General features: G+C 68.1%; 16 protein-coding genes and 1 pseudogene. 9 read left to right on the forward strand and 8 right to left on the reverse strand.

The features are described 5' to 3' along the window. Positions 1-4 precede the first annotated feature (4 nt). The gene (locus ACQ66H_RS17455) at positions 5-2365 is read right to left on the reverse strand and encodes an LPS-assembly protein LptD (RefSeq protein WP_430435067.1); all 2361 of its coding nucleotides are present in this window, start codon (positions 2363-2365) and stop codon (positions 5-7) included. Positions 2366-3088: 723 nt separating this feature from the next. On the opposite strand from ACQ66H_RS17455, the gene ACQ66H_RS17460 reads away from it, so the two are divergent. Together ACQ66H_RS17460 and murU are read left to right on the forward strand one after the other, a co-directional pair. Beyond that, on the forward strand, positions 3089-4093 hold the full coding sequence (locus tag ACQ66H_RS17460; RefSeq protein WP_430435068.1) for an aminoglycoside phosphotransferase family protein: 1005 nt from the start codon (positions 3089-3091) through the stop codon (positions 4091-4093). 8 nt (positions 4094-4101) lie between these two features. Continuing rightward, positions 4102-4776, forward strand: a complete 675-nt coding sequence (gene murU, locus ACQ66H_RS17465) for an N-acetylmuramate alpha-1-phosphate uridylyltransferase MurU (RefSeq protein ID WP_430435658.1) — start codon at positions 4102-4104, stop codon at positions 4774-4776. A 6-nt stretch (positions 4777-4782) separates the two neighbouring features. Here the strand turns inward: murU and ACQ66H_RS17470 are convergent, their stop codons facing one another. The 7 genes and pseudogenes from ACQ66H_RS17470 to ACQ66H_RS17500 all read right to left on the reverse strand — a co-directional run bounded on the left by ACQ66H_RS17470 (position 4783) and on the right by ACQ66H_RS17500 (position 11261). After that, complete coding sequence (locus tag ACQ66H_RS17470; protein WP_430435069.1) at positions 4783-6261, reverse strand: sensor histidine kinase; 1479 nt, start codon at positions 6259-6261, stop codon at positions 4783-4785. Continuing rightward, positions 6261-6941, reverse strand: coding sequence for a response regulator (locus ACQ66H_RS17475; RefSeq protein WP_430435659.1), 681 nt, complete (start codon positions 6939-6941; stop codon positions 6261-6263). The genes ACQ66H_RS17470 and ACQ66H_RS17475 overlap by 1 nt, the downstream gene beginning before the upstream one ends. Before the next feature lie 69 nt (positions 6942-7010). After that, entirely contained in the window at positions 7011-7655 is a 645-nt protein-coding gene (locus ACQ66H_RS17480) for a tetratricopeptide repeat protein (RefSeq protein ID WP_430435070.1), read from the reverse strand. Continuing rightward, complete coding sequence (locus ACQ66H_RS17485; RefSeq protein WP_430435071.1) at positions 7652-8464, reverse strand: SDR family oxidoreductase; 813 nt, start codon at positions 8462-8464, stop codon at positions 7652-7654. The genes ACQ66H_RS17480 and ACQ66H_RS17485 overlap by 4 nt, the downstream gene beginning before the upstream one ends. Continuing rightward, positions 8461-9129: a TenA family transcriptional regulator gene (locus tag ACQ66H_RS17490; protein WP_430435072.1), complete on the reverse strand. Its 669-nt coding sequence runs from the start codon at positions 9127-9129 to the stop codon at positions 8461-8463. The genes ACQ66H_RS17485 and ACQ66H_RS17490 overlap by 4 nt, the downstream gene beginning before the upstream one ends. Further along, positions 9116-10584 (reverse strand): annotated as a pseudogene (locus tag ACQ66H_RS17495) (AMP-binding protein). Before ACQ66H_RS17495 ends, ACQ66H_RS17490 begins: the two are co-directional and overlap by 14 nt. Continuing rightward, the gene (locus ACQ66H_RS17500) at positions 10581-11261 is read right to left on the reverse strand and encodes a thermostable hemolysin (protein ID WP_430435073.1); all 681 of its coding nucleotides are present in this window, start codon (positions 11259-11261) and stop codon (positions 10581-10583) included. The pseudogene ACQ66H_RS17495 and the gene ACQ66H_RS17500 overlap by 4 nt, the downstream one beginning before the upstream one ends. Before the next feature lie 138 nt (positions 11262-11399). Between ACQ66H_RS17500 and pepP the strand changes: the two genes are divergently transcribed. The 7 genes from pepP to purH all read left to right on the forward strand — a co-directional run bounded on the left by pepP (position 11400) and on the right by purH (position 19743). Further along, positions 11400-12713, forward strand: a complete 1314-nt coding sequence (gene pepP / locus ACQ66H_RS17505; protein ID WP_430435074.1) for a Xaa-Pro aminopeptidase — start codon at positions 11400-11402, stop codon at positions 12711-12713. Then, complete coding sequence (locus tag ACQ66H_RS17510) at positions 12710-13885, forward strand: FAD-dependent monooxygenase (protein WP_430435075.1); 1176 nt, start codon at positions 12710-12712, stop codon at positions 13883-13885. The genes pepP and ACQ66H_RS17510 overlap by 4 nt, the downstream gene beginning before the upstream one ends. A gap of 83 nt (positions 13886-13968) precedes the next feature. Further along, a complete protein-coding gene (locus ACQ66H_RS17515; protein ID WP_430435076.1) occupies positions 13969-15471 on the forward strand; it encodes an MBOAT family O-acyltransferase in 1503 nt (500 codons plus the stop codon). 2 nt (positions 15472-15473) lie between these two features. Next, positions 15474-16667, forward strand: a complete 1194-nt coding sequence (locus ACQ66H_RS17520) for a hypothetical protein (RefSeq protein WP_430435077.1) — start codon at positions 15474-15476, stop codon at positions 16665-16667. Between the two features lie 110 nt (positions 16668-16777). Then, positions 16778-17812, forward strand: a complete 1035-nt coding sequence (dusB, locus tag ACQ66H_RS17525; RefSeq protein WP_430435078.1) for a tRNA dihydrouridine synthase DusB — start codon at positions 16778-16780, stop codon at positions 17810-17812. Between the two features lie 50 nt (positions 17813-17862). Then, positions 17863-18099 carry a Fis family transcriptional regulator gene (locus ACQ66H_RS17530; protein WP_019916864.1) on the forward strand — a complete coding sequence of 79 codons (237 nt, stop codon included), beginning with the start codon at positions 17863-17865 and terminating at the stop codon, positions 18097-18099. Positions 18100-18153: 54 nt separating this feature from the next. Next, on the forward strand, positions 18154-19743 hold the full coding sequence (purH, locus tag ACQ66H_RS17535) for a bifunctional phosphoribosylaminoimidazolecarboxamide formyltransferase/IMP cyclohydrolase (RefSeq protein WP_430435079.1): 1590 nt from the start codon (positions 18154-18156) through the stop codon (positions 19741-19743). The last annotated feature ends 22 nt before the right edge of the window (positions 19744-19765 follow it).

Raw genomic sequence — 19765 nt, forward strand, 5'->3', positions numbered from 1 at the left:
TCCGTCAGAAATCTTCGCCGAAAATCGGGTCGGCAATACTCTGGTTGATCTGGCCATAGCCCGGGATGCTTCGCTTGAGTGCATCCAGGGGATTCGAGCCGATACGCGAGAAGTCATTCAGTTCGAGCTGGAAGAACAGCGCAGTGCGCGATCGCTGGACATTCGTCGCGATTCGTTGGAATACAAAACGTCCAACCCAGCAGCCACCGTTGTATTCCAGCCCGGCAAGCCCTTCGACCAGCCGTCGCTCGGCGATCGAATAGTTGTGGCGGGCAACGGCGTACCAGCGATTGGTCAACGGCCACTGCACGGACAGGTCGATATCCCGGACATCAGCCGCATTGGTCGTCGAGCGACGGAAGCGGTATGAGGTGTTCAGCACTTGGGCTGCGCGCGGATTCCATCGCGCGGTGATGCTGTAGCGCTCAGTCTGCGAAAGGTCGGTGTTGTACTGAAGTGCTGCATCGATCCACGTCTTCGGCAACAACTCGCCTGACACGGCTCCCAGCGTACTGGCGATACTGCCGGTGCGCACCTGTCCGCCGGGAAGTATGACGTTCTGGTCTGCGAAATAGATGCGCTGCCCCAACGCTACGCGCGCACGCTCCGCACCGGTCTGCGGATCGATGAAACGCGAGATCGCAGCGGCCGTGAGCTGATTGCTGTCGGAGATGCGGTCCTGACCGACGAATACGTTTTCCGAGAAGATCTGCGCGAAATTGAAGTCCGCAAGCGCGCTGTCGAACACCGGGAACTGTGACTGGTTCCGGTACGGCGCGAGTACGTAGTACAGACGCGGTTCCAGCGTCTGCACGAAACCCTGCCCGAACAGGTCGGAATCGCGCTCGAACACCGTACTGGCATCGAGACTGAAGATAGGCACCGACCGCGAGAGCGACGTCGGTAGCGCGGCGTTGTCTGTCCCACGCTGCAGATCGTAGTTGCTCATGTGGACGCCCACCTTGGGCGTGATCGTCATGAACGACGTCTGCATCGGCATCGCCAGTTGCGGATACAGCACCGCGCGACGCCCCTGGTCCCGCCGTGGATCGTCGATGCGGAAATCGGTGTAGCTGCTATTCATCCTGAACACGAGGCCGGCCGGAAGGTCGGCCCTGTAGGCGTTCAGCACGAATAAAGGTACCTTCGAGTAGATCGGCGAAAGATTCGCCAAGGCCTGATATTCGGTCGCACTGCCGGTCAATGACCACCAGTCGCCCGAGTACGACAACGTTCCCTCACGCGCCAGATAGCCGATCGAAGTGATGGCCAGACGATTGCCCAGGTCGGTGTAGTAGTCGCGATCGGACACCGCATTGATGTTCACCGAACCGCTCCACCGCTCACCGAAACGCTGCATGTGCTGGATGCTCAACGCGTGGCGGTCACGATCGAGGATGCGATCACTGAACAGATAGTCGAGCCGCATCATGCCGCGGTAGTTCTCGTCCAGATAGCGGAACTCGTTACTGAGCATGAGACCCCGCGTTCCGAGCACCCGCGGCGCAATGGTCGCGTCCATGTTGGGCGCGATATTCCAGTAGTACGGCACCAGAAGGTCGATACCCGTACGGTTGGTGGTCCCGAAGGTCGGCGTCAGGAAACCTGACTTGCGGCGGTTGTTCAGCGAGAAATCCAGCCAGGGCGAATACAGCACGGGCACGCCCTTGAACACGATCTTGCCGTTGCGGCCCTCGCCCTCTTCCGACTCGAAGTCGAGATTGAGCGTATCGACCTGCGCATACCAGTCCGCGTTCTCCGGTCCGCAGGTCGAGTACGTCGCGTTCTCCATGCGGACACGGTTCTCCCCGCGGAACTCCATCAGGTCCGCCTCACCCCGACCCGTGGTCGTCCGCAGATCTTCGCCTGTCTGCAGATTGCGTCGCAGGGTGTAGCGCGGCTTGTCGAACACGCCCTCGCTGCGCGTCAACTGGTAACGCAGTGACGGGCCCTCGACCACGTCCTCGCCGCGTACCAAGCGCACATTGCCCTGCGCCCGCAGTTCGTCTGTCGGCGGCTCATAGACGATGGAATCGGCGGTCAGCGAAGTGGTCGCGCGGCGCAGTTCGGCAGCGCCTTCGGCGCGCATCACGGCATCGGTGGTGCCATCCAGCTGATCGGCGGCGATCAGCGTCGCGCGCGACTCGGGGTGACGCTCGACGTACTCCGACAGCGTGATCGCCCCCTTGAGCATGCGTGTCTCGTCGTCCTCCGGCACCTGCGGCGGCAGCGCGCCGGTGACGTTCGCGTCCTGCGCAGCCGGTGCACCGGCGATGACGGTCTCGCCGGTCTGACCCGCCGGCAAACGCCGACGCGCCACCGGTGGCGTGCCCATCAGCGATCTATCGACCTTGAGCGGCGGCATGTTGCGCGCCGTCGTCACGTTGCGGTAGGGCGGTGCCTCGTCGAGCGCGGCCTGCGCCGTCGGCGGTACAGCGCGCGCGCCCGGTGGCGCCTTGACCAGCGAACGGTTGACCTTCAGCGGAGGCAGGTTGCGGGCATTCGACGCCGTCGCCGGCGCGACAGGCGCAGCGGCCGGGGCAGCCTGCCTGACGGACGCCGGCGTGGCTTTCAGCGCCGGAGCTGGAACTGGAGCCGGGGCCGGCGCCGCTTCGACGGCAGCCGGCGCCTCTGCGGCCGGCTGTCCCGGCGTCGCCACCGGAAACACTTCCACGCCCGGTGCAGCCGCCGGCGTCTCGGCCGGCGCAGCAGCACCGCCGGTCGCGGCCGGCTGCTTCGGCGCAGCGGCCGGCTTGGCGGCGCCCGTCTTGGCCGGCCGCTGTGACGGCGGCACCAGGGACGGATCGACCTTCAGCGAAGGAAGTGCGTCGGCCGCCTGCGCGCCGCAGGCCATCCAGGCCAGATAGAGAATGACGGAACGCCTGAGCACGAATGAGAGGGCTGGAAGCGGGCTGATCGCAGGTTGAACTCCGGCTTTCGCGCCCGGGCGACGGATCGCCGGCTTGCACGCAGCCGCGTTATAGAATCGCGCATCTTATCAAACGCGACCCGGTTGCCGGCCAGCGATGGCAACAATTTGCAGATCGCGACGCCGGCCCGCCGGTCAGCCGCCCCGGACCCATCGACCATGACCCAAGACCCGCGCCTCGACGCGCTCACTGCCTGGCTGCAGGCGCAGTTTCCCGGCCAGACGCTCGACATCCGCCCGGCCTCGGCCGACGCCAGCTTCCGCCGCTACTTCCGCGTCACGCTGGCCGACAGCAGCACCCACATCGCGATGGACGCGCCACCGCCGCGGGAAGACTGCCGCCCCTTCGTCGCCGTGCAGGCGCTGTTCGAGGCAGCCGGCGCCCATGTGCCGGCGCTGCGCGCGCAGAACGTCGAACAGGGTTTCCTGCTGCTGTCCGACCTCGGCAGCACCACCTATCTTGATGTGCTCGACGCCGAAAACGCCCCGGCGCTCTATTTCGACGCCACCACCGCGCTGATCGCCATGCAGAAAGCCAGCCGGCCCGGCGTGTTGCCCGAGTACGACCGCGACCGCCTGCTGGCGGAGATGGAACTGTTCCCGGTGTGGTACGTCGGGCGCCATCTGAAGGCCGAACTGTCGGAGGCCGAGACGACCGCGCTGTACGAGGTGTTCGACCGCATCCTCGACGTGAATCTGGCCGAGCCGCAGGTGTTCGTGCATCGCGACTACCACAGCCGCAACCTGATGGTGACGATGCCCAACCCCGGCGTGCTCGACTTCCAGGACGCCGTCTACGGCCCGATCAGCTATGACCTGGTCAGCCTGTTCAAGGACGCCTACATCGCCTGGGACGAGGAGCAGACGCTGGACTGGCTCATCCGCTACTGGCAGGACGCAAAGCGCGCCGGCCTGCCGGTGCGCGAGGACTTCGCCGACTTCCACCGCGACTACGAGTTCATGGGCGCACAGCGCCACCTGAAAGTGCTCGGCATCTTCGCCCGCCTGTACCACCGCGACGGCAAGGACGGCTACCTGAAAGACATGCCGCGCGTGATGAAGCATCTGCTTGCCACTGCCAGCCGCTACCGCGATCTTGCGCCGCTGGCCAGGCTGCTCAACCGTCTTGAAGGCATCACGCCGCAGGCCGGCTACACCTTCTGATGAAAGCGATGATCCTCGCCGCCGGCCGCGGCGAGCGCATGCGCCCGCTGACCGACCACCTGCCCAAGCCGCTGCTCGAAGTCGGCGGCCGGCCGCTCATCGTCTGGCATATCGACGCACTGCGGGCGGCCGGCATCACCGACCTTGTGATCAACCACGCCCACCTCGGCCACAAGCTGGTCGAGGCGCTCGGCGACGGAAGTGCGCTCGGCGTCCGCATCGCCTGGTCGGCGGAACCTGCGGGCGCACTGGAAACCGCGGGCGGCATCGCGCACGCGCGCCAGCTGCTCGGCGACGCTCCGTTTGTCGTGGTCAATGGCGACATCTGGTGCGACGCCGACTTCGCGGCCCTCGCGCGGGCCGCATCGGTGCTGCACACCGACGGCGACCTCGCCCACCTGCTGCTGGTGCCCAACCCGCCACACAATCCGGGCGGCGACTTCGTATTGCGTAACGACCGCGTATACGACGAGAACGACGGCCGGCTCACCTTCTCCGGTATCGGCGCCTATCACCCCTCGCTGTTCGACGGCCTCGATCCGGACGCGCCGGCAAAGCTCGCGCCGCTGCTGCGGGCGGCGATGCGCGAAGGCCGCGTCGGCGGCGCGCTGCACCGCGGCCACTGGCACGACGTCGGCACGCCGCAGCGGCTGGCGGAGGTCGATGCGCTGGCGGCACGCTGATCCGGTTCAGCCACTCAAGGGCAGATGCAGTTCGATGCGCGTTCCGCCGCCTTCTGCATCGCGCAGTTCGATGTCGCCCCCCAGCCGCTCCACCACCTCGCGCACGATGGCCAGTCCGAGCCCGGTGCCACTGCCGGCTGAGCCGGGAATGCGGAAATAGGGTTCAAACACGCGCTCGCGCATCTCGGGCGGGATGCCGGGGCCGGCGTCGCTGACGGTCAGGTGCGCGCGATCGCCGTCGCGCGCCAGGTGCACGCTTATCACCGTGCCCGTTGGCGCGTAACGCTGCGCGTTGTCGATCAGATTGCCCACCATGCTGGACAGGCCGGTCGCATCCGCAGTCAGCACCAGCGGATCGGCACAGCTTTCCAGCGACAGTAGGTGCCCGCTCGCCGCACACGAGGGCTGGCGCTGCGCCACTGCGTCCTGCACCACGTCGCGCAGCGATATGGGCGCGTCGTGCGTGGCACGGCCGGCGCGACTGTGCGCCAGCATCTGTTCGGCCAGATGCACTGTGCGCGCGACGCCTTCGAGCAGGCTGTCGAGCGACTTGTCGCGCTGTAGCGCGTCTTCCGCGCGGCGGGCGTTCTGCGCGTGGATGCGCAGCGCGGCCAGCGGCGTGCGCAGTTCGTGCGCGGCGGAATCGATGAAGCGCCGCTCGCGTTCCAGCGTGTTGCGCACCCGCGCGAACAGCGCGTTCAGCGCACCCAGCACCGGCATCATTTCGCGCGGCACGCGCGACAGCGTAAGAGGCTGGTCGTCCTGCGGGCGGCGGGCCGCGATGCGCTCGGTCATTTCGGACAGCGGGGCCAGACCGTAGCCGATCAGTAGCGCGTTGAGCAGCAGCACGACCACCAGTCCGACCAGCAGCGGCGCGCCGGTGGCCCAGCCCAGCTTGGCCGTCAGTTCGGCGCGCGCGTCGGTGCGCTCGCCCACCTGTACCCACACCTCTCCGGCCCGCAGCACGAACACGCGCCACATGCCGTCGTCGAGGTCGTGGTCGCTGAAACCGGGCTTCATCGGTGCAAACGGTTTCTCCGGTGCCGACGACGAGCGCGCCAGCAGGCGATGAGCGGCGCCGCCGAAATCGACGCTCCACACCTGATAGGCGATATGCGTCTCGTACTCGTGTCCGAGCGGCGTTTCGACATCGTGATGACCGAACAGCCACTCCTGCAGTATCCACAGCAGTGCGAAACCCGGCTTTCCGGCCAGTTCGGCGTCATGCTCGTGCGCCATGTCGGCCAGCGGCCCCGGCAGTGACATGACCAGCGGGGCATTGATGGTGGCGTGCTCGACCTGTTGCGCGAGCAGACTTTCGAGCACACGTGCCGAGGTGGCCAGACGCGCATCGAACAGTTCATCCGCCTCATCCTGTCCGGCCATCACCGCCAGCACCGCGGTGGTGCCGATCACGCACAGAAGGATGATGGCGCTGCCGGCCAGCAGCAGCGCGCGTATCGACATGCCGCGGAACGGCCGCATCACTTGCCCTGCCGCGTCGCTGGCAGCGGGTCGATCACGTAGCCGACACCGCGCACGGTGCGTATCAGTTCGGGGTGGAATTTCTTGCGCAGATTGTGGATGTGCACGTCCAGCGCATTGCTTTCGAGGTCACTGTCCCAGCCGTAGATGTTCTCCACCAGCTGCTGCCGGCTCAGCACGTGGCCGATGTTCTCCAGCAGGCGGCGCAGCACCATGAACTCGCGCCGCTGCAGGTTGACCGGCCGGTCGTCGATGCTCACCGTCAGCCCGGCGGTATCCAGCGTGATGTTGCCGTAGCGGATCAGGTTTACCACGGTGCCACGGGTGCGCCGTTCGAGCACCCGCAGCCGGGCCAGCAGTTCGTCGAGGTCGAAGGGCTTGGTCAGATAGTCGTCGGCGCCAGCGTCCAGCCCGCCGATGCGCTGCGCCGTCGTATCACGGGCGCTGAGCACCAGCACCGGCGTCGTGACGCCGGCCTCGCGCGCGCGCCGCAGCACGTCCATGCCGTCAAGCCGCGGCAGGCCGAGGTCGAGCACCGCCATGTCAACGCCGCCGCCGCGCAACGCGGCCAGCGCCTGCGCGCCGTCGCGCACCCACTCGACCGTGTAGCGCGCACGTTCGAGCGCATCACGGATACCGGCACCCAGCAACTCGTCGTCTTCAACCAGCAGAACCTTCATCGGTCTGGACACGCCGTAACGGAAAGCCGTCATTGTCGCTCCAGGCGAACGTTCGTGCAGTACATCGACTTACTTCAGCTTCTCGCGCACCTTGACCAACAGCGCCTCGATCTCCTTGCGCCGCCCTTCGTCGGCCAGCGGACGGTTCGGGCGGGCCGGCGCCTGCAGCGCCGCTTCGAGCGAGGCGCGCGCCTTCTCGTACTCGCCGTTGCGGTACAGGAAGTCGCCCATGAAGTAGTTGCTGTCGATGCCCTTCGGATTGATGGCCAGGGCCTTGGTCAGCAGTTCGCGCGCCTTGTCCTTGTCGCCGAAACCGATCGGCCAGCCCGGCACCTGGTAATAGAGCGAGCCGAGGCTGGTGTAGGCCGATCCGTCGAGCGCGTTCGGGTTCTTGGCCAACGCTTTTTCCAGCGCCGAGCGCGCATCCTTGACCAGCGACAACGCCCCCAGCCCGCCCTTCGCGCCGGCGTGGCTGGCGACGATGATGCCGTACCAGATGTCCGCTTCGGCGCGGTCCGGATGTTCGGCGCGCACCGCCGCCGCTTCCTTGCTCAGCGCCTCGAAAGCCTGTTCCTGCTTGTCGGCCGGTTGCCGGTACTTGATCTGTTCCCACTCGGTCTGCAGCTTGGCGACCGACTCGTCCACCCCGGCGAAGGCCGGTGCAATGACCAGTGCTGCGAACAACGCGCACGAGGCGCGAAAGAATGCGTTCACGATTTGACTCCCTGTTGTGCGTGACGACGGATGACGGACAGCTGCTTCGCCAGGCTGGAATCGACCAGCGAAGGCAGCAGGCGGTTGATGCGGACGAACAGCTTTTCGGGCCACCCCAGATGGCGCTCGGCGCGTGCACCGTCGAGCAGCTTCAGCAGCTCGACGGCGACGTCTTCCGGAGCGTCGCTGGCAACGCCAAGCTCGGCATTCAGTGCCACCTGGGCCGGGCTGTTCAGCGCGGTACGGGTGGCGCGCGGCGCCAGATAGCGCAGCTGCACGCGGCTGCCGGCCAGTTCGCGGCGCAGCGCTTCGGTGAAGCCGCGCAGTGCGAACTTGCTGGCGCAGTACGCGACGCTGCCCGGGTGGCCGATGTCACCGAGGATGGAGCCGACGTTGACCACCTGCGCCCGCGCCTGACGGTGCAGCGCAGGCAGCAACGCGTGCGTCAGCAGCATCGGCGCGACGACATTGGTGTGCACGATGCGTTCGATCTGCGCGTCCGACTGGTCCTCGAACCAGGCCAGCTCGCTGACACCGGCATTGTTGATGAGCAGGTCAGGCCCGCCCGGCAGCGCCTCGGCAGCGATCACCACGGCGGCGCGTCCGGCGGCCGTGCCGAGGTCGGCGACAACGCTACGCACCTGCGTGCCGGGTGTGCGACGCACCAGATCGTCGGCCAGCGCAGCCAGCTTCACCGGGTCGCGACCGACCAGCAGCAGCGCGGCAGCGCGCGGCGCCAGCGCGTGCGCCATCGCACTGCCGATGCCGCCGGCCGCGCCGGTCAGCACGATCTTCAATCCGGTGGTCATGCCGCGCACGCCTCGTCGCAGGCGGGCAACGCGCGGAAGATGTCGCCGTAAAGACGGAACATGACACGCGCGACGTGAATGACCGCCTGCCGGTCGTCCTCGTCGTCGAGGCCATCCATCAGCGTGGCGAAGAAGCGCACGTGGTCCTGGTCCAGGCTGCCGTGCGAGTTCAGGTAGGTGAAGGCGGCCGGCGGCAGGTGCAGCGTCTGCGCGATGCGCTCTGCGGCGGTGGTCGCGATCTGCACGCTCGTGCCTTCGAGCACGTGCACCATGCCGAAGAAGCCGACCGGATTCTTACGCGCGATGCAGTCGTAGGCGTAGGACACCATCAGTTCGGTCTCGATGGCGGGTTCGGACATGCGCGCCGCTTCGCGGTCGCCGCCGCAGGCGACGATGTCGTCGAGTATCCATTCCTCGTGGCCGATTTCCTCGTCGATGTACTCGGCCACGGCGCGGCGCAGCGACTCATGCTTCGCCGGCAGTCGGGCGCCGCAGGCCATCAGCAGCGGCACCGTGTGGCGCACGTGGTGGAAGGCTTCGCCGAGGAAGGCGCGGTACTGGCGCAGCGTGACGCGGCCCGCCAGCGCGTCCTGGATGATGGGTGCGCTCAGCAGGTGGGCGCGTTCGGCAGCGGTTTCGTGTTGCAGGCGTTCATGAAAGGACATGTCGGTTCTCTCCGCGGGCTTCCCCGCATTCGTACAGATCGGCGATGCGTTCGCCGTAGCAGGACCACACCGCATCACGGCGCACGCGGCCGTTGTCGGTCGCCAGACCGTTGGCGGGGGAAAGGGGGAATCGGCGCGCAGGTACACGCCGATGCGTGCGTAGTCGGGCAGGCGCGCATTGGCGGCAGCGACTGCGGCATCGAGCGCCGCGTCCGGCAGATCGCCGCGCGGCACGATGACGGCGGCAAGCGTCGGCCGCGCCTCGCCGAAGACGACCACCTGCGCCACCGCGGGCGAGGCGAGCAACTCGGCTTCCGGCCACTCGGGCGACACGTTGCGGCCGAAGCTGGTGATGATCTGGTGCTTGAGCCGGCCGGTCACGTGCAGCCGCCCGGCCGGGTCCAGGTGGCCGATGTCGCCGGTTGGCAGAGGTCCGTCCGGCAGCGCCGGCGCACCGAGATAGCCGGGCAACCGCGGGCCATCGACCAGGATCTCGCCGCGCGCCGACAGTGCGACACGCAGATGCGGCAATACTCGCCCGACGGCACCCGGCGGATCCGATGGCAGATTGAGCGCCACCACCGACCCCGCTTCTGACAGCCCGTAGCCCTCGCAGGCCGGAATGCCGAGTGCGCGCGCCCGCGCGATCAGGTCGGGCGACACGCGCGCGCCACCAACCGCCACCAGCTTCAGCCCGCGCGGTAATGGCAGCCCGGCATCGACCGCCGCCACCAGCGCGGTAAGCATCTGCGGCAGCAGGATGAGGCTGTCGGGCTGCCAGCGTTCGAGCGCCGCCAGCGCCGCACGCACGTCGAAACGGCTGGAGCCGCTGAGGCCGACCTCGGCCAGCGGCGGCACGACGCACTGCGCGCCGGCCAGCCAGGCCGCATCGGCGCCAGCGACGTTCTCCAGCAGCACGGCCAGCGGCAGCATGCAAAGGTGGCGACGGATGCCGAGCTCACGCGCGATATCGGCCACCGACCGGCTGACCGCCGACAGCTGCTCCGCGCTCAGGCATACGCCTTTTGGTTCACCGGTGGTACCCGAGGTGAAGGTGATCTTGGCTGTCCCCGACGGCAGCGTTACCGCCGACGCGTCACTGCGGCAGAAGAGTGACAGCGCGGCGGGTCGGGCCGGCGCAACACATCCGGCGCCGAGCACGGCGGCGCGTGCCGCGTCGTCGGTCAGCAGCAGGCGCACACCGGCCGCGTCGAGCGCGTGCCGGCACTGATCGTCGGTGAAGAAGGTGGGCAGCGGCAGCAGCACGCGCCCGGCCAGGCGTACCGCGCGGTCGGCAATCAGCCAGTCCGGCCCGTTGTCGGCGAGCAGCGCGACGACTTCGCCGTCGTGCGCACTCAGTTCGCGCGCCAGTGCGTTGACGCGCGCGGCCACAGCGTCAGCGTCGAGCACGCCATCGCAGCCAGCGAGTGAAAGCGACTGCTGTTCGCCGCTCATGCCGCCTGCTCACCCACGGTGTGCAGGCCGCTGACGATGCGGCCGACCATGACGGTCGGGCTGTTGCGGTAATAGCTGCCCCAGCCCTCTTCGCCGTCGTGCAGCCGCGCCGGATCGGCCGGCGCCACCGGGAAGATGGGAATGCCGAGGCGGACAAAGGAATTGGCCAGTGCGCGTGTGGCGGTGAACACCACGTAGTCGAGTCCGCGCGCGTACAGGTGGCGGGTGGCCAGCGCGATCAGCCGCCGCCCCATGCCGGCCGACGTCGCCGCCATATTGCCGACCTCGGCCAGCGCCGCACGCGCAACCGGCTCGCGCAGCACCGCCGACAGCGCCTGTTCAAGCGGCAGGTCGAGATACTGTTCGACGAACACATGCGGTCTTGCCACCGGCAGCGAATAGCCGAGCGCCGCCTGCCACTGGCCGTCGGCACCGCGTACACCGAGCAGGGTGTCGGCGAAATGCCGGATCACCGCGCCGTAGCTGCGGAAGAAGCAGCCGGCGATGAAACGTTCGAGCGAGGCCCGCGCCGGGTGGCCGTGGCCGACCACTTCCAGAACGGGTTCGCCCTCTTCGTCCGGCATACGCAGCCCGATCACGCAGGCGCGCAGCGAAGCGGCGCCTCCGGAACGGGCCTGCAGCGGGGTCAGTGCAATCAGCGCGGCGGTGTGCGGCATCGCTTGCCTCCTTTTCGATGGAGGCATGCTCGGGGCTGAAGATTAACCGGCCCTTAACTGTCCTGGCCGGCCTGCAACAGAACGTTTCCGGCGCCGGAAGCCCTAAACTCACGTCCTGAACGAAAGCCGGAACCCGACATGCATCCCTATTCCGAACGCCGCGCCCGCCTGATCGAACGCATGGGATCGGGCGTGGCCGTCATTGCCACCGCCCCCGAACGCGCACGCAACCGCGACACCCACTACGGCTACCGCCACGACAGTTATTTCTACTACCTGACGGGTTTTGCCGAACCGGAGGCCGTACTGGTGCTGATCGCCGGCGACAGTCCGCGCAGCATCCTGTTCTGCCGCGAGAAGAACGAGGAAAGGGAAATCTGGGACGGCTGGCGCCATGGCCCGGACGCCGCGCGCGAGAAATTCGGCTTCGACGAAGCCCATGTGTATGCCGAACTGGACGCGACGCTGCCCGAGCTGCTGGCCAACCAGCCGCGCCTGCACTACGTGATCGGCGAGGACGCAGCGTGGGACCAGCGCATGATGGCGGCGCTGAACGCGGTGCGCGCGCAGGTGCGTGCCGGCCGTCAGGCGCCGTCCGAACTGCTGGACATCCGCCAGCCGCTGGACGACATGCGGCTGATCAAGGACCTGCACGAACAGGCGCTGATGCGCCGCGCCGCCGACATTTCCGCCCGCGCCCACCGGCGGGCGATGCAGGCCACCCGCCCGGGCGCGATGGAATACGAAATCGAGGCAGAAATCCTGCACGAATTCCGCCGCAGCGGTTCGGAAGCGCCGGCCTACGGTTCCATCGTCGCCGGCGGCGCCAATGCCTGCGTGCTGCACTACGTGTCGAACGACGCCGAACTGCACGGCGGCGATTTACTGCTTATCGACGCCGGCTGCGAACTGGGCGGCTACGCCTCGGACATCACCCGCACCTGGCCGGTCAGCGGCCGCTTCAACGCCGCACAGCGCGACGTCTACCAGCTGGTGCTGGATGCACAGACCGCCGCCTTCGCCGAAGTGAAGCCGGGCGCGCGCTTCATCGACTACCACGACGCCGCGGTCAAGGTGCTGGCGCAGGGCATGCTGGACCTCGGCTTGCTCAAGGGTTCGCTCGACGAAGTGATCGACAAGGGCGACTACCGCCGCTTCTACATGCACCGCACCGGCCACTGGCTGGGCATGGACGTGCATGACGCGGGCGAGTACCGCCCGCGCGGCGGCGGCCCGAACGAATGGCGCACGCTCGAAGCGGGCATGGTGCTGACGGTCGAGCCTGGCTGCTACATCCGCCCGGCCGACGACGTACCCGAGGCCTTCTGGAACGTCGGCATCCGCATCGAGGACGACGTCATCGTCACCGCCGACGGCTGCGACATCTACACCGCCGCCGCGCCCAAGACCATCGCCGACATCGAAGCCGTGATGGCCGAGGCGCGCGGATGAGCGAGGTCGTCGTCGCACCGCCGCTCGATGCCTTCATCGTCGGCGCCGGCCCGGTCGGGCTGGCCGCCGGCTGCGCCTTGCGCGCCGCCGGTCTGCAGGTACTTGTCGCTGATGCCGGCCCGGCCGAGCGCGCGCTGGAAGACACGCGGGTGATCGCGCTGTCGGCCGGCTCGCGCGACATCCTGCGCACGCTGCAGGCCTGGCCGGCCGCCGACGCGACGCCGATCGGCACCATCCACATTTCGCAGCGCGGTCATTTCGGCCGCACCGAACTGCGCGCCGCCGACTACGGCCTCGACGCGCTGGGCCACGTCGCCCGCGCCGGCACCGTGGTGCGTGCCTTGCGCAACCGCGCGCAGGCGCTCGGGCTCGATGTGCGGCACGCGCTCGCCGTCACCGGCGCACGCGAGGACAGCGACTTCGTGCAGGTTGACACCGCCGCCGGCACCTTCCGCACCCGCGTGCTGATCTGGTGCGAAGGCCGCATCGCCGACGACGAGGCGCTGGCGCGCAGCCGCGACTACGGCCAGCACGCGGTGATCGCGCTGGCGACGCCGGTGCGTCCGCACGGTCACGTCGCCTACGAGCGCTTCACGCCGGACGGTCCGGTCGCGCTGCTGCCCTGCGGCCGCGACTACGCCGTCGTATTCACCTGTGCGGCGGCCGAAGCCACCGCACTGCGCGACGAACCGGATGCGCAGTTCCTGGCCCGCCTGTCCGACGCGCTCGGCGGCCGCGTGCAGTTCTCCACACTGGGCCCGCGCAGCGCCTGGCCGCTGACGCTGCGCATGCGCGCCGACGTCGTACGCGGACATCAGGTCTGGCTGGGCAATGCCGCCCAGACGCTGCATCCGGTGGCCGGCCAGGGGCTGAATCTCGCGCTGCGCGACGTCGGCCAGCTGGCCGAGTGCCTGCTGCCGGTGCTGGCACGCGGTGAGGGCGATATTGCCGACGTGCTCGAACGCTACGGCCGGCTGCGCCGCACCGATCGCGCAGCGACTGGCGGTTTCACCGACGCGCTGGTGCGCATCTTCGGCATCGGAGCCGGCCATCCGCTGCTCGGCCCGCTCGCCGGTCACGCCCGCGGTGCCGCGCTCGCCCTGCTCGACGCCTGTCCGCCGGCGCGTCAGTTCATCGGCCGGCGCATGATGTTCGGCGCGCGCGGCTGGTAGCGCCCGCGAGGCGGTCGCAGTTCCTCGCGGCGGCCGCGACCTGCCTCTAGAATCCGCGCACACCCCACGCCCGACGGCCGCGCATGCTGTTCAATTCCTACGCCTTCCTATTCGCCTTCCTGCCCGTCGCGCTGGCGGGCTATTTCCTGCTCGGACGGCGTTCGATCACGCTGGCGGCCGGCTGGCTGGCGCTGGCGTCGCTGTTCTTCTACGGCTGGTGGGACGCGCGCTACCTGCCGCTGCTGATCGGCTCCATCCTGTTCAACTACCTGACCGGCCGCGCCATCGCAACGCGCGCCGGCACGCCGGCCGCCGGCCGCCTGCTGGCACTGGGCATCACCGCCGACCTCGCGCTGCTGGTCGGCTACAAGTACAGCGCGCTGTTCATCGACACCGCCAACCGGATGGCCGACCTGGGCCTGCCGGTGCCCGACATCGTGCTGCCGCTGGGCATTTCCTTCTTCACCTTCACGCAGATCGCCTTCTTGGTCGATGCATGGGCCGGCAAGGTGCATGAGACGCGGCTGGTCAGCTACACGTTGTTCGTCACCTATTTCCCGCACCTGATCGCCGGGCCGGTGCTGCATCACGGCGAAATGATGCCGCAGTTCGAAAAGGCCCGGAATTTCCGCCCGCATCTGAACAACTTCCTGATCGGCGGCAGCATTTTCGTGTTCGGTCTGGCGAAGAAGGTGCTGCTCGCCGACAACCTGGCGCCGCTCGCCGGCGCGGTATTCGACCGCACCAGCGACCCCGGTCTGCTGGTCGCCTGGGGCGGCGTGCTGGCCTATACCTTCCAGCTCTACTTCGATTTCTCCGGCTACTCGGACATGGCCATCGGCCTGTCGCGGCTGTTCGGCGTCAAGCTGCCACTGAACTTCGACTCGCCCTACAAGGCAGCCACCATTTCCGACTTCTGGCGGCGCTGGCACATGACCCTGTCGCGCTTCCTGCGCGACTACCTCTACATCCCGCTCGGCGGCAACAAGCACGGGCCGCTGCGCCGCTACGGCAACCTGATGGTGACCATGCTGCTCGGCGGCCTGTGGCACGGCGCCGGCTGGAACTTCCTGCTGTGGGGCGGCCTGCACGGCGCCTATCTGTGCATCCAGCACGCCTGGTCGTCGATGTTCCGGCTGCCGCGACCGCTTGCCGTGCTGCTCACCTTCGTCGCGGTGGTGGTCGCCTGGGTGTTCTTCCGCGCCACCAGCCTGCCGGTCGCATTCGATCTGCTGGCGGGCATGGCAGGCGTACATGGCGTCGGCCTGCCGGAGGCGATCGGCCTGCGCCTCGGCCCGCTGGCGCCCGTGCTGCAGCGCCTCGGTGTCGAGTTCTATGGCGGCGGCGGGGAGCAGTTCGTCACCACCTGGATCTGGGTGACGGTCGCGGCCATCATCGCCTTCGCCTGCCCGAACACGCAACAGATCCACGCGCGTCTCAGACCGGCGATCGAGCGCGTGCGGCCGCTGCGCGGCGGTCTGCACTTCTCGCTGCGCCCGCGCTGGGCGATCGGACTGGGCCTGGCCAGCACGCTGTGCGTGCTGGCGCTGTCGCGGCCGTCCGAATTCCTCTACTTCCAGTTCTGACCATGACGCCGCGCCGCCGCTTCGCCCGCCTGTGGATGGTCACGTTGTCGCTGTCGCTGGCAGTGGTCGCACTGTTCAACGTCGTCATCGACCCGTGGGGACTCCACGGGCTGGTGCGCATCGACGGTGTGAACGCGGTCAAGATCCGTCCCGAGCGGGCGATCGGCGAACTGAAACTGGCACGCGCGCTGCGCCACCGGCCGGACGCGCTCGTCCTCGGCAACTCGCGCGCCGACATCGGCCTCGACCCGACGCACGGCACACTCGCCGCACTGGCGCAGCGCCCCTTCAATCTGGCGGAGCCGGGCGCCGCGCTGACGGCGCAGGTGCATCAGGTCGAAGCATTGCTGGCGGCCGGACATCGCCCACGTCTGCTGCTGGTCGGGCTGGAACTGTTCGATCTGCTGAACGCCGAACCGCTGCGCCGCCCCCACTGGCGGTCACGCGATGACCTGTGGGCGCAGCAGCGCGCGACGCGATTGCAGAGCGTGATCACCTTGTCAGCGCTCGGCGACAGTCTGCTCACGCTGCGCGCGCAGCGCGACCCTCACGCGGCCACGCTGCGCGACGACGGCTTCAACCCGCTGCGCGACTACGACGGCATGGCGGCGCGAGAGGGCTATGCGCCGCTGTTCCGTCAGCGCGCCACCGAGAACGCCCGTCGCATCGGTGCTCACCGCTGGCCGTCGCGGCTCGATACGACCGCCGACTTCATCGCACTGCGCCGCCTGCTCGAACTGGCCGACCAGCACGACATCCGCGTCGAGTGCTTTACCTACCCCTACCACGCGCACATCCTGGGCACGCTGCACCGGGCAGGCCTGATGGACGAAGTCGCCGCATGGAAACAGGCGCTGGCCGACACGGTTCATGCCGCCGCTGCGCAGGGTGCGAGCGTCAGGCTGTGGGATTTCGTCGCCGTCACGCCTGAAACGGCCGAAGCGGTGCCGTCGCAGGGTGACCGGCGCAGCGTCACGCGCTGGTACTGGGAGGGCGGGCACTTCAAGGCGGCGCTCGGGCATCGCATGCTGGAACGGATGCTGGGGACCCGCAGCGAGGAGGGCTTTGGCCGCGAACTGAGGCCCGAGGCGGTTGCCGACGACACGCTGGCACGCGACGTCAACGCGCTGCTGGCGACCCGCCCCGATCTGGTGGCCGACCTGGACCGCGCCCTCGCGACCGCCGGTCTGGACTGACATCCCCGGATACGCCCCACCGTCGGCGGGCTTCGCTGCAGATTTTCTCTGCGCCGCCGCATCGGGGTAGAATCGCGCCCCTGCCCGTCCGTATACCGTCCCCACCCACCATGCAGTTCGTCGGCTTCAACCTGCGGAACAACCTTTTCGTCGCGCCCATGGCCGGCGTGACCGATCGACCCTTCCGCCAGCTGTGCAAGAAGCTGGGCGCCGGACTGGCGGTTTCGGAAATGGTCACGTCCAATTCCCTGCTCTACGGCAGCGCGAAGACGCAGCGCCGCGCGAACCACGACGGCGAGGTGGCACCGATTTCGGTACAGATCGCCGGCGCCGACCCAAAAATGATGGCCGACGCCGCCCGCCACAACGTGGACCGCGGCGCGCAGATCATCGACATCAATATGGGCTGTCCGGCGAAGAAGATCTGCAACGTGATGGCCGGATCGGCGCTGATGCAGGACGAGCCGCTGGTCGAGCGCATCCTCGAAGCCGTGGTCAAGGCAGTGCCGGACACCCCGGTCACGCTGAAGATGCGCACCGGCTGGAACCGCGACAACAAGAATGCACCGATGCTGGCGCGCGTGGCCGAGCAGTGCGGCATCCGCGCGCTGGCCATCCACGGCCGCACGCGCGCCGACCAGTACACCGGCCACGCCGAGTACGACACCATCCGCGCGGTAAAGGCGGCGGTGAACATTCCGGTGATCGCCAACGGCGACATCACGACGCCGCAGAAAGCACGCGAGGTGCTGACCATCAGCGGCGCCGACGGCGTCATGGTCGGCCGCGCCGCCCAGGGCCGGCCGTGGATCTTCCGCGAGATCGAACATTTCCTCGCCACCGGCGAACTGCTGGCGCCGCCCGAAGTGTCGGAAATCCATCGCGTGTGCCGCGAGCACATCGAAGACCTGTACGGCTTCTACGGCACAGAGAGCGGCGTGCGTATCGCCCGCAAGCACATATCCTGGTACACCAAGGGCCTGGTCGGCTCCGCCGCCTTCCGCCACGCGATGAACCAGCTCGAAGGCACGACCGCCCAGCTGGCGGCCATCGACGAATTCTTCGGCCGCATGGCGGCCGACAACGACAGGCTCGCCTACGAGCCGGAATCCACCGAAGACGACACGCAGGTACTGGCCGCCTGAGCGCCTGAACACGGCGCAGCATCGGGACGGACCATCAGGGAGACGCCGCCATGAGCGGACGCAGTGACATTGCCGAGTGCGTGAGGCACTCGCTGGAACGTTATTTCCGCGATCTGGATGGCGAAGCGCCGAGCGACATCTATGACATGGTGCTACGCCAGATGGAGCGCCCCATGCTCGAGGTGGTGATGCGCGAAGCCGAAGGCAACCAGACGCGCGCTGCCGACATGCTCGGCATGAACCGCAACACGCTGCGGCGCAAGCTCACCGACCACGGCATGATCTGAGCGGCGCCCCGGCCCCGCCCCACCGAATTCCTCAACCTCCCACTGGAACGGCGCATGAAAGTACAGCGTGCATTGATCAGCGTATCCGACAAAACCGGCATCGTTGAATTCGCCACCGCCCTGACCGGGCTTGGCATCGAACTGCTGTCCACCGGCGGCACCGCATCGCTTCTGGCCAATGCCGGCCTGAAGGTGACCGAGGTGGCCGACCACACCGGCTTCCCGGAAATGCTGGATGGCCGCGTCAAGACGCTGCACCCGCGCATCCACGGCGGCCTGCTCGCCCGGCGCGAGGTCGAGGCGCACATGCAGGCGCTGGCGGAACACGACATTCCGACCATCGATCTGCTGGTGGTGAACCTGTACCCGTTCGAGGCGACGGTGGCCAAGGCCGGCTGCACGCTGGAAGACGCGATCGAGAACATCGACATCGGCGGCCCGGCCATGGTGCGTTCGGCCGCCAAGAACTGGCGCGGCGTCGGCGTGCTGACCGATGCGTCGCAGTACGCCGGCGTGCTGGACGAACTGCGCGCGAATGGCGCGCTGTCCGACGCCACCCGCTTCGCGCTGTCGGTCGCCGCCTTCAACCGCATTTCGAACTACGACGCGGCGATCAGCGACTACCTGTCGGCGCTGAACGCCGACGGCTCGCGCAGCGAGTTCCCGGCGCAGTCCAACGGCCGCTTCGTCAAGATCCAGGATCTGCGCTACGGCGAGAACCCGCACCAGCGCGCCGCTTTCTACCGCGACCTCTATCCGGCGCCGGGTTCACTGGTGAGCGCGAAACAGCTGCAGGGCAAGGAGCTGTCGTACAACAACATCGCCGACGGCGACGCTGCGTGGGAATGCGTCAAGAGCTTCGACAGCGGCGCCTGCGTCATCGTCAAGCACGCCAACCCCTGCGGCGTGGCGCTCGGTGCGACCCCGCTGGAGGCCTACCGCAAGGCCTTCGCCACCGACCCGACCTCGGCCTTCGGCGGCATCATCGCCTTCAACACGCCGGTCGATGCGGCCACCGCCGAAGCGGTCAGCGGCCAGTTCGTCGAAGTGCTGATGGCGCCCGCCTTCACCGCCGACGCGCTGAAGCTGCTGGCGGCCAAGGCCAATGTGCGCGTGCTGCAGATTCCGCTCGACGGCGTCGACCCCAAGGGTGCGACCGCCTGGACGCGCGGGCGCAACGCGCACGACGTGAAGCGGGTCGGTTCCGGCCTGCTGATCCAGACCGCGGACGAGCCGGAATCGCTGGACGGCCGCCTCAAGGTGGTGACCCAGCGCGCGCCGACCGCACAGGAAATGACCGACCTCACCTTCGCCTGGCGCGTCGCCATGTATGTGAAGTCGAACGCCATCGTCTATTGTCGCGACGGCGCGACAGTCGGTGTCGGCGCCGGCCAGATGAGCCGCGTTGATTCGACGCGTATTGCGCGAATCAAGGCAGAGAACGCCGGTCTGACCATTGCCGGTTCGGTGGTGGCGTCGGACGCCTTCTTCCCCTTCCGCGACGGTGTGGACGTGCTGGCCGAAGCCGGTGCGAAAGCCATCATCCAGCCGGGCGGCAGCATGCGCGACGAAGAAGTGATCGCCGCCGCCGACGAGCACGGTCTGGCCATGGTGTTTACCGGCACCCGCCACTTCCGTCACTGAGCCGTATCCGCGCACGATTGAA

The organism is Methyloversatilis sp., from assembly GCF_965284615.1.
In the GTDB taxonomy this organism is placed as follows: Bacteria; Pseudomonadota; Gammaproteobacteria; order Burkholderiales; family Rhodocyclaceae; genus Methyloversatilis.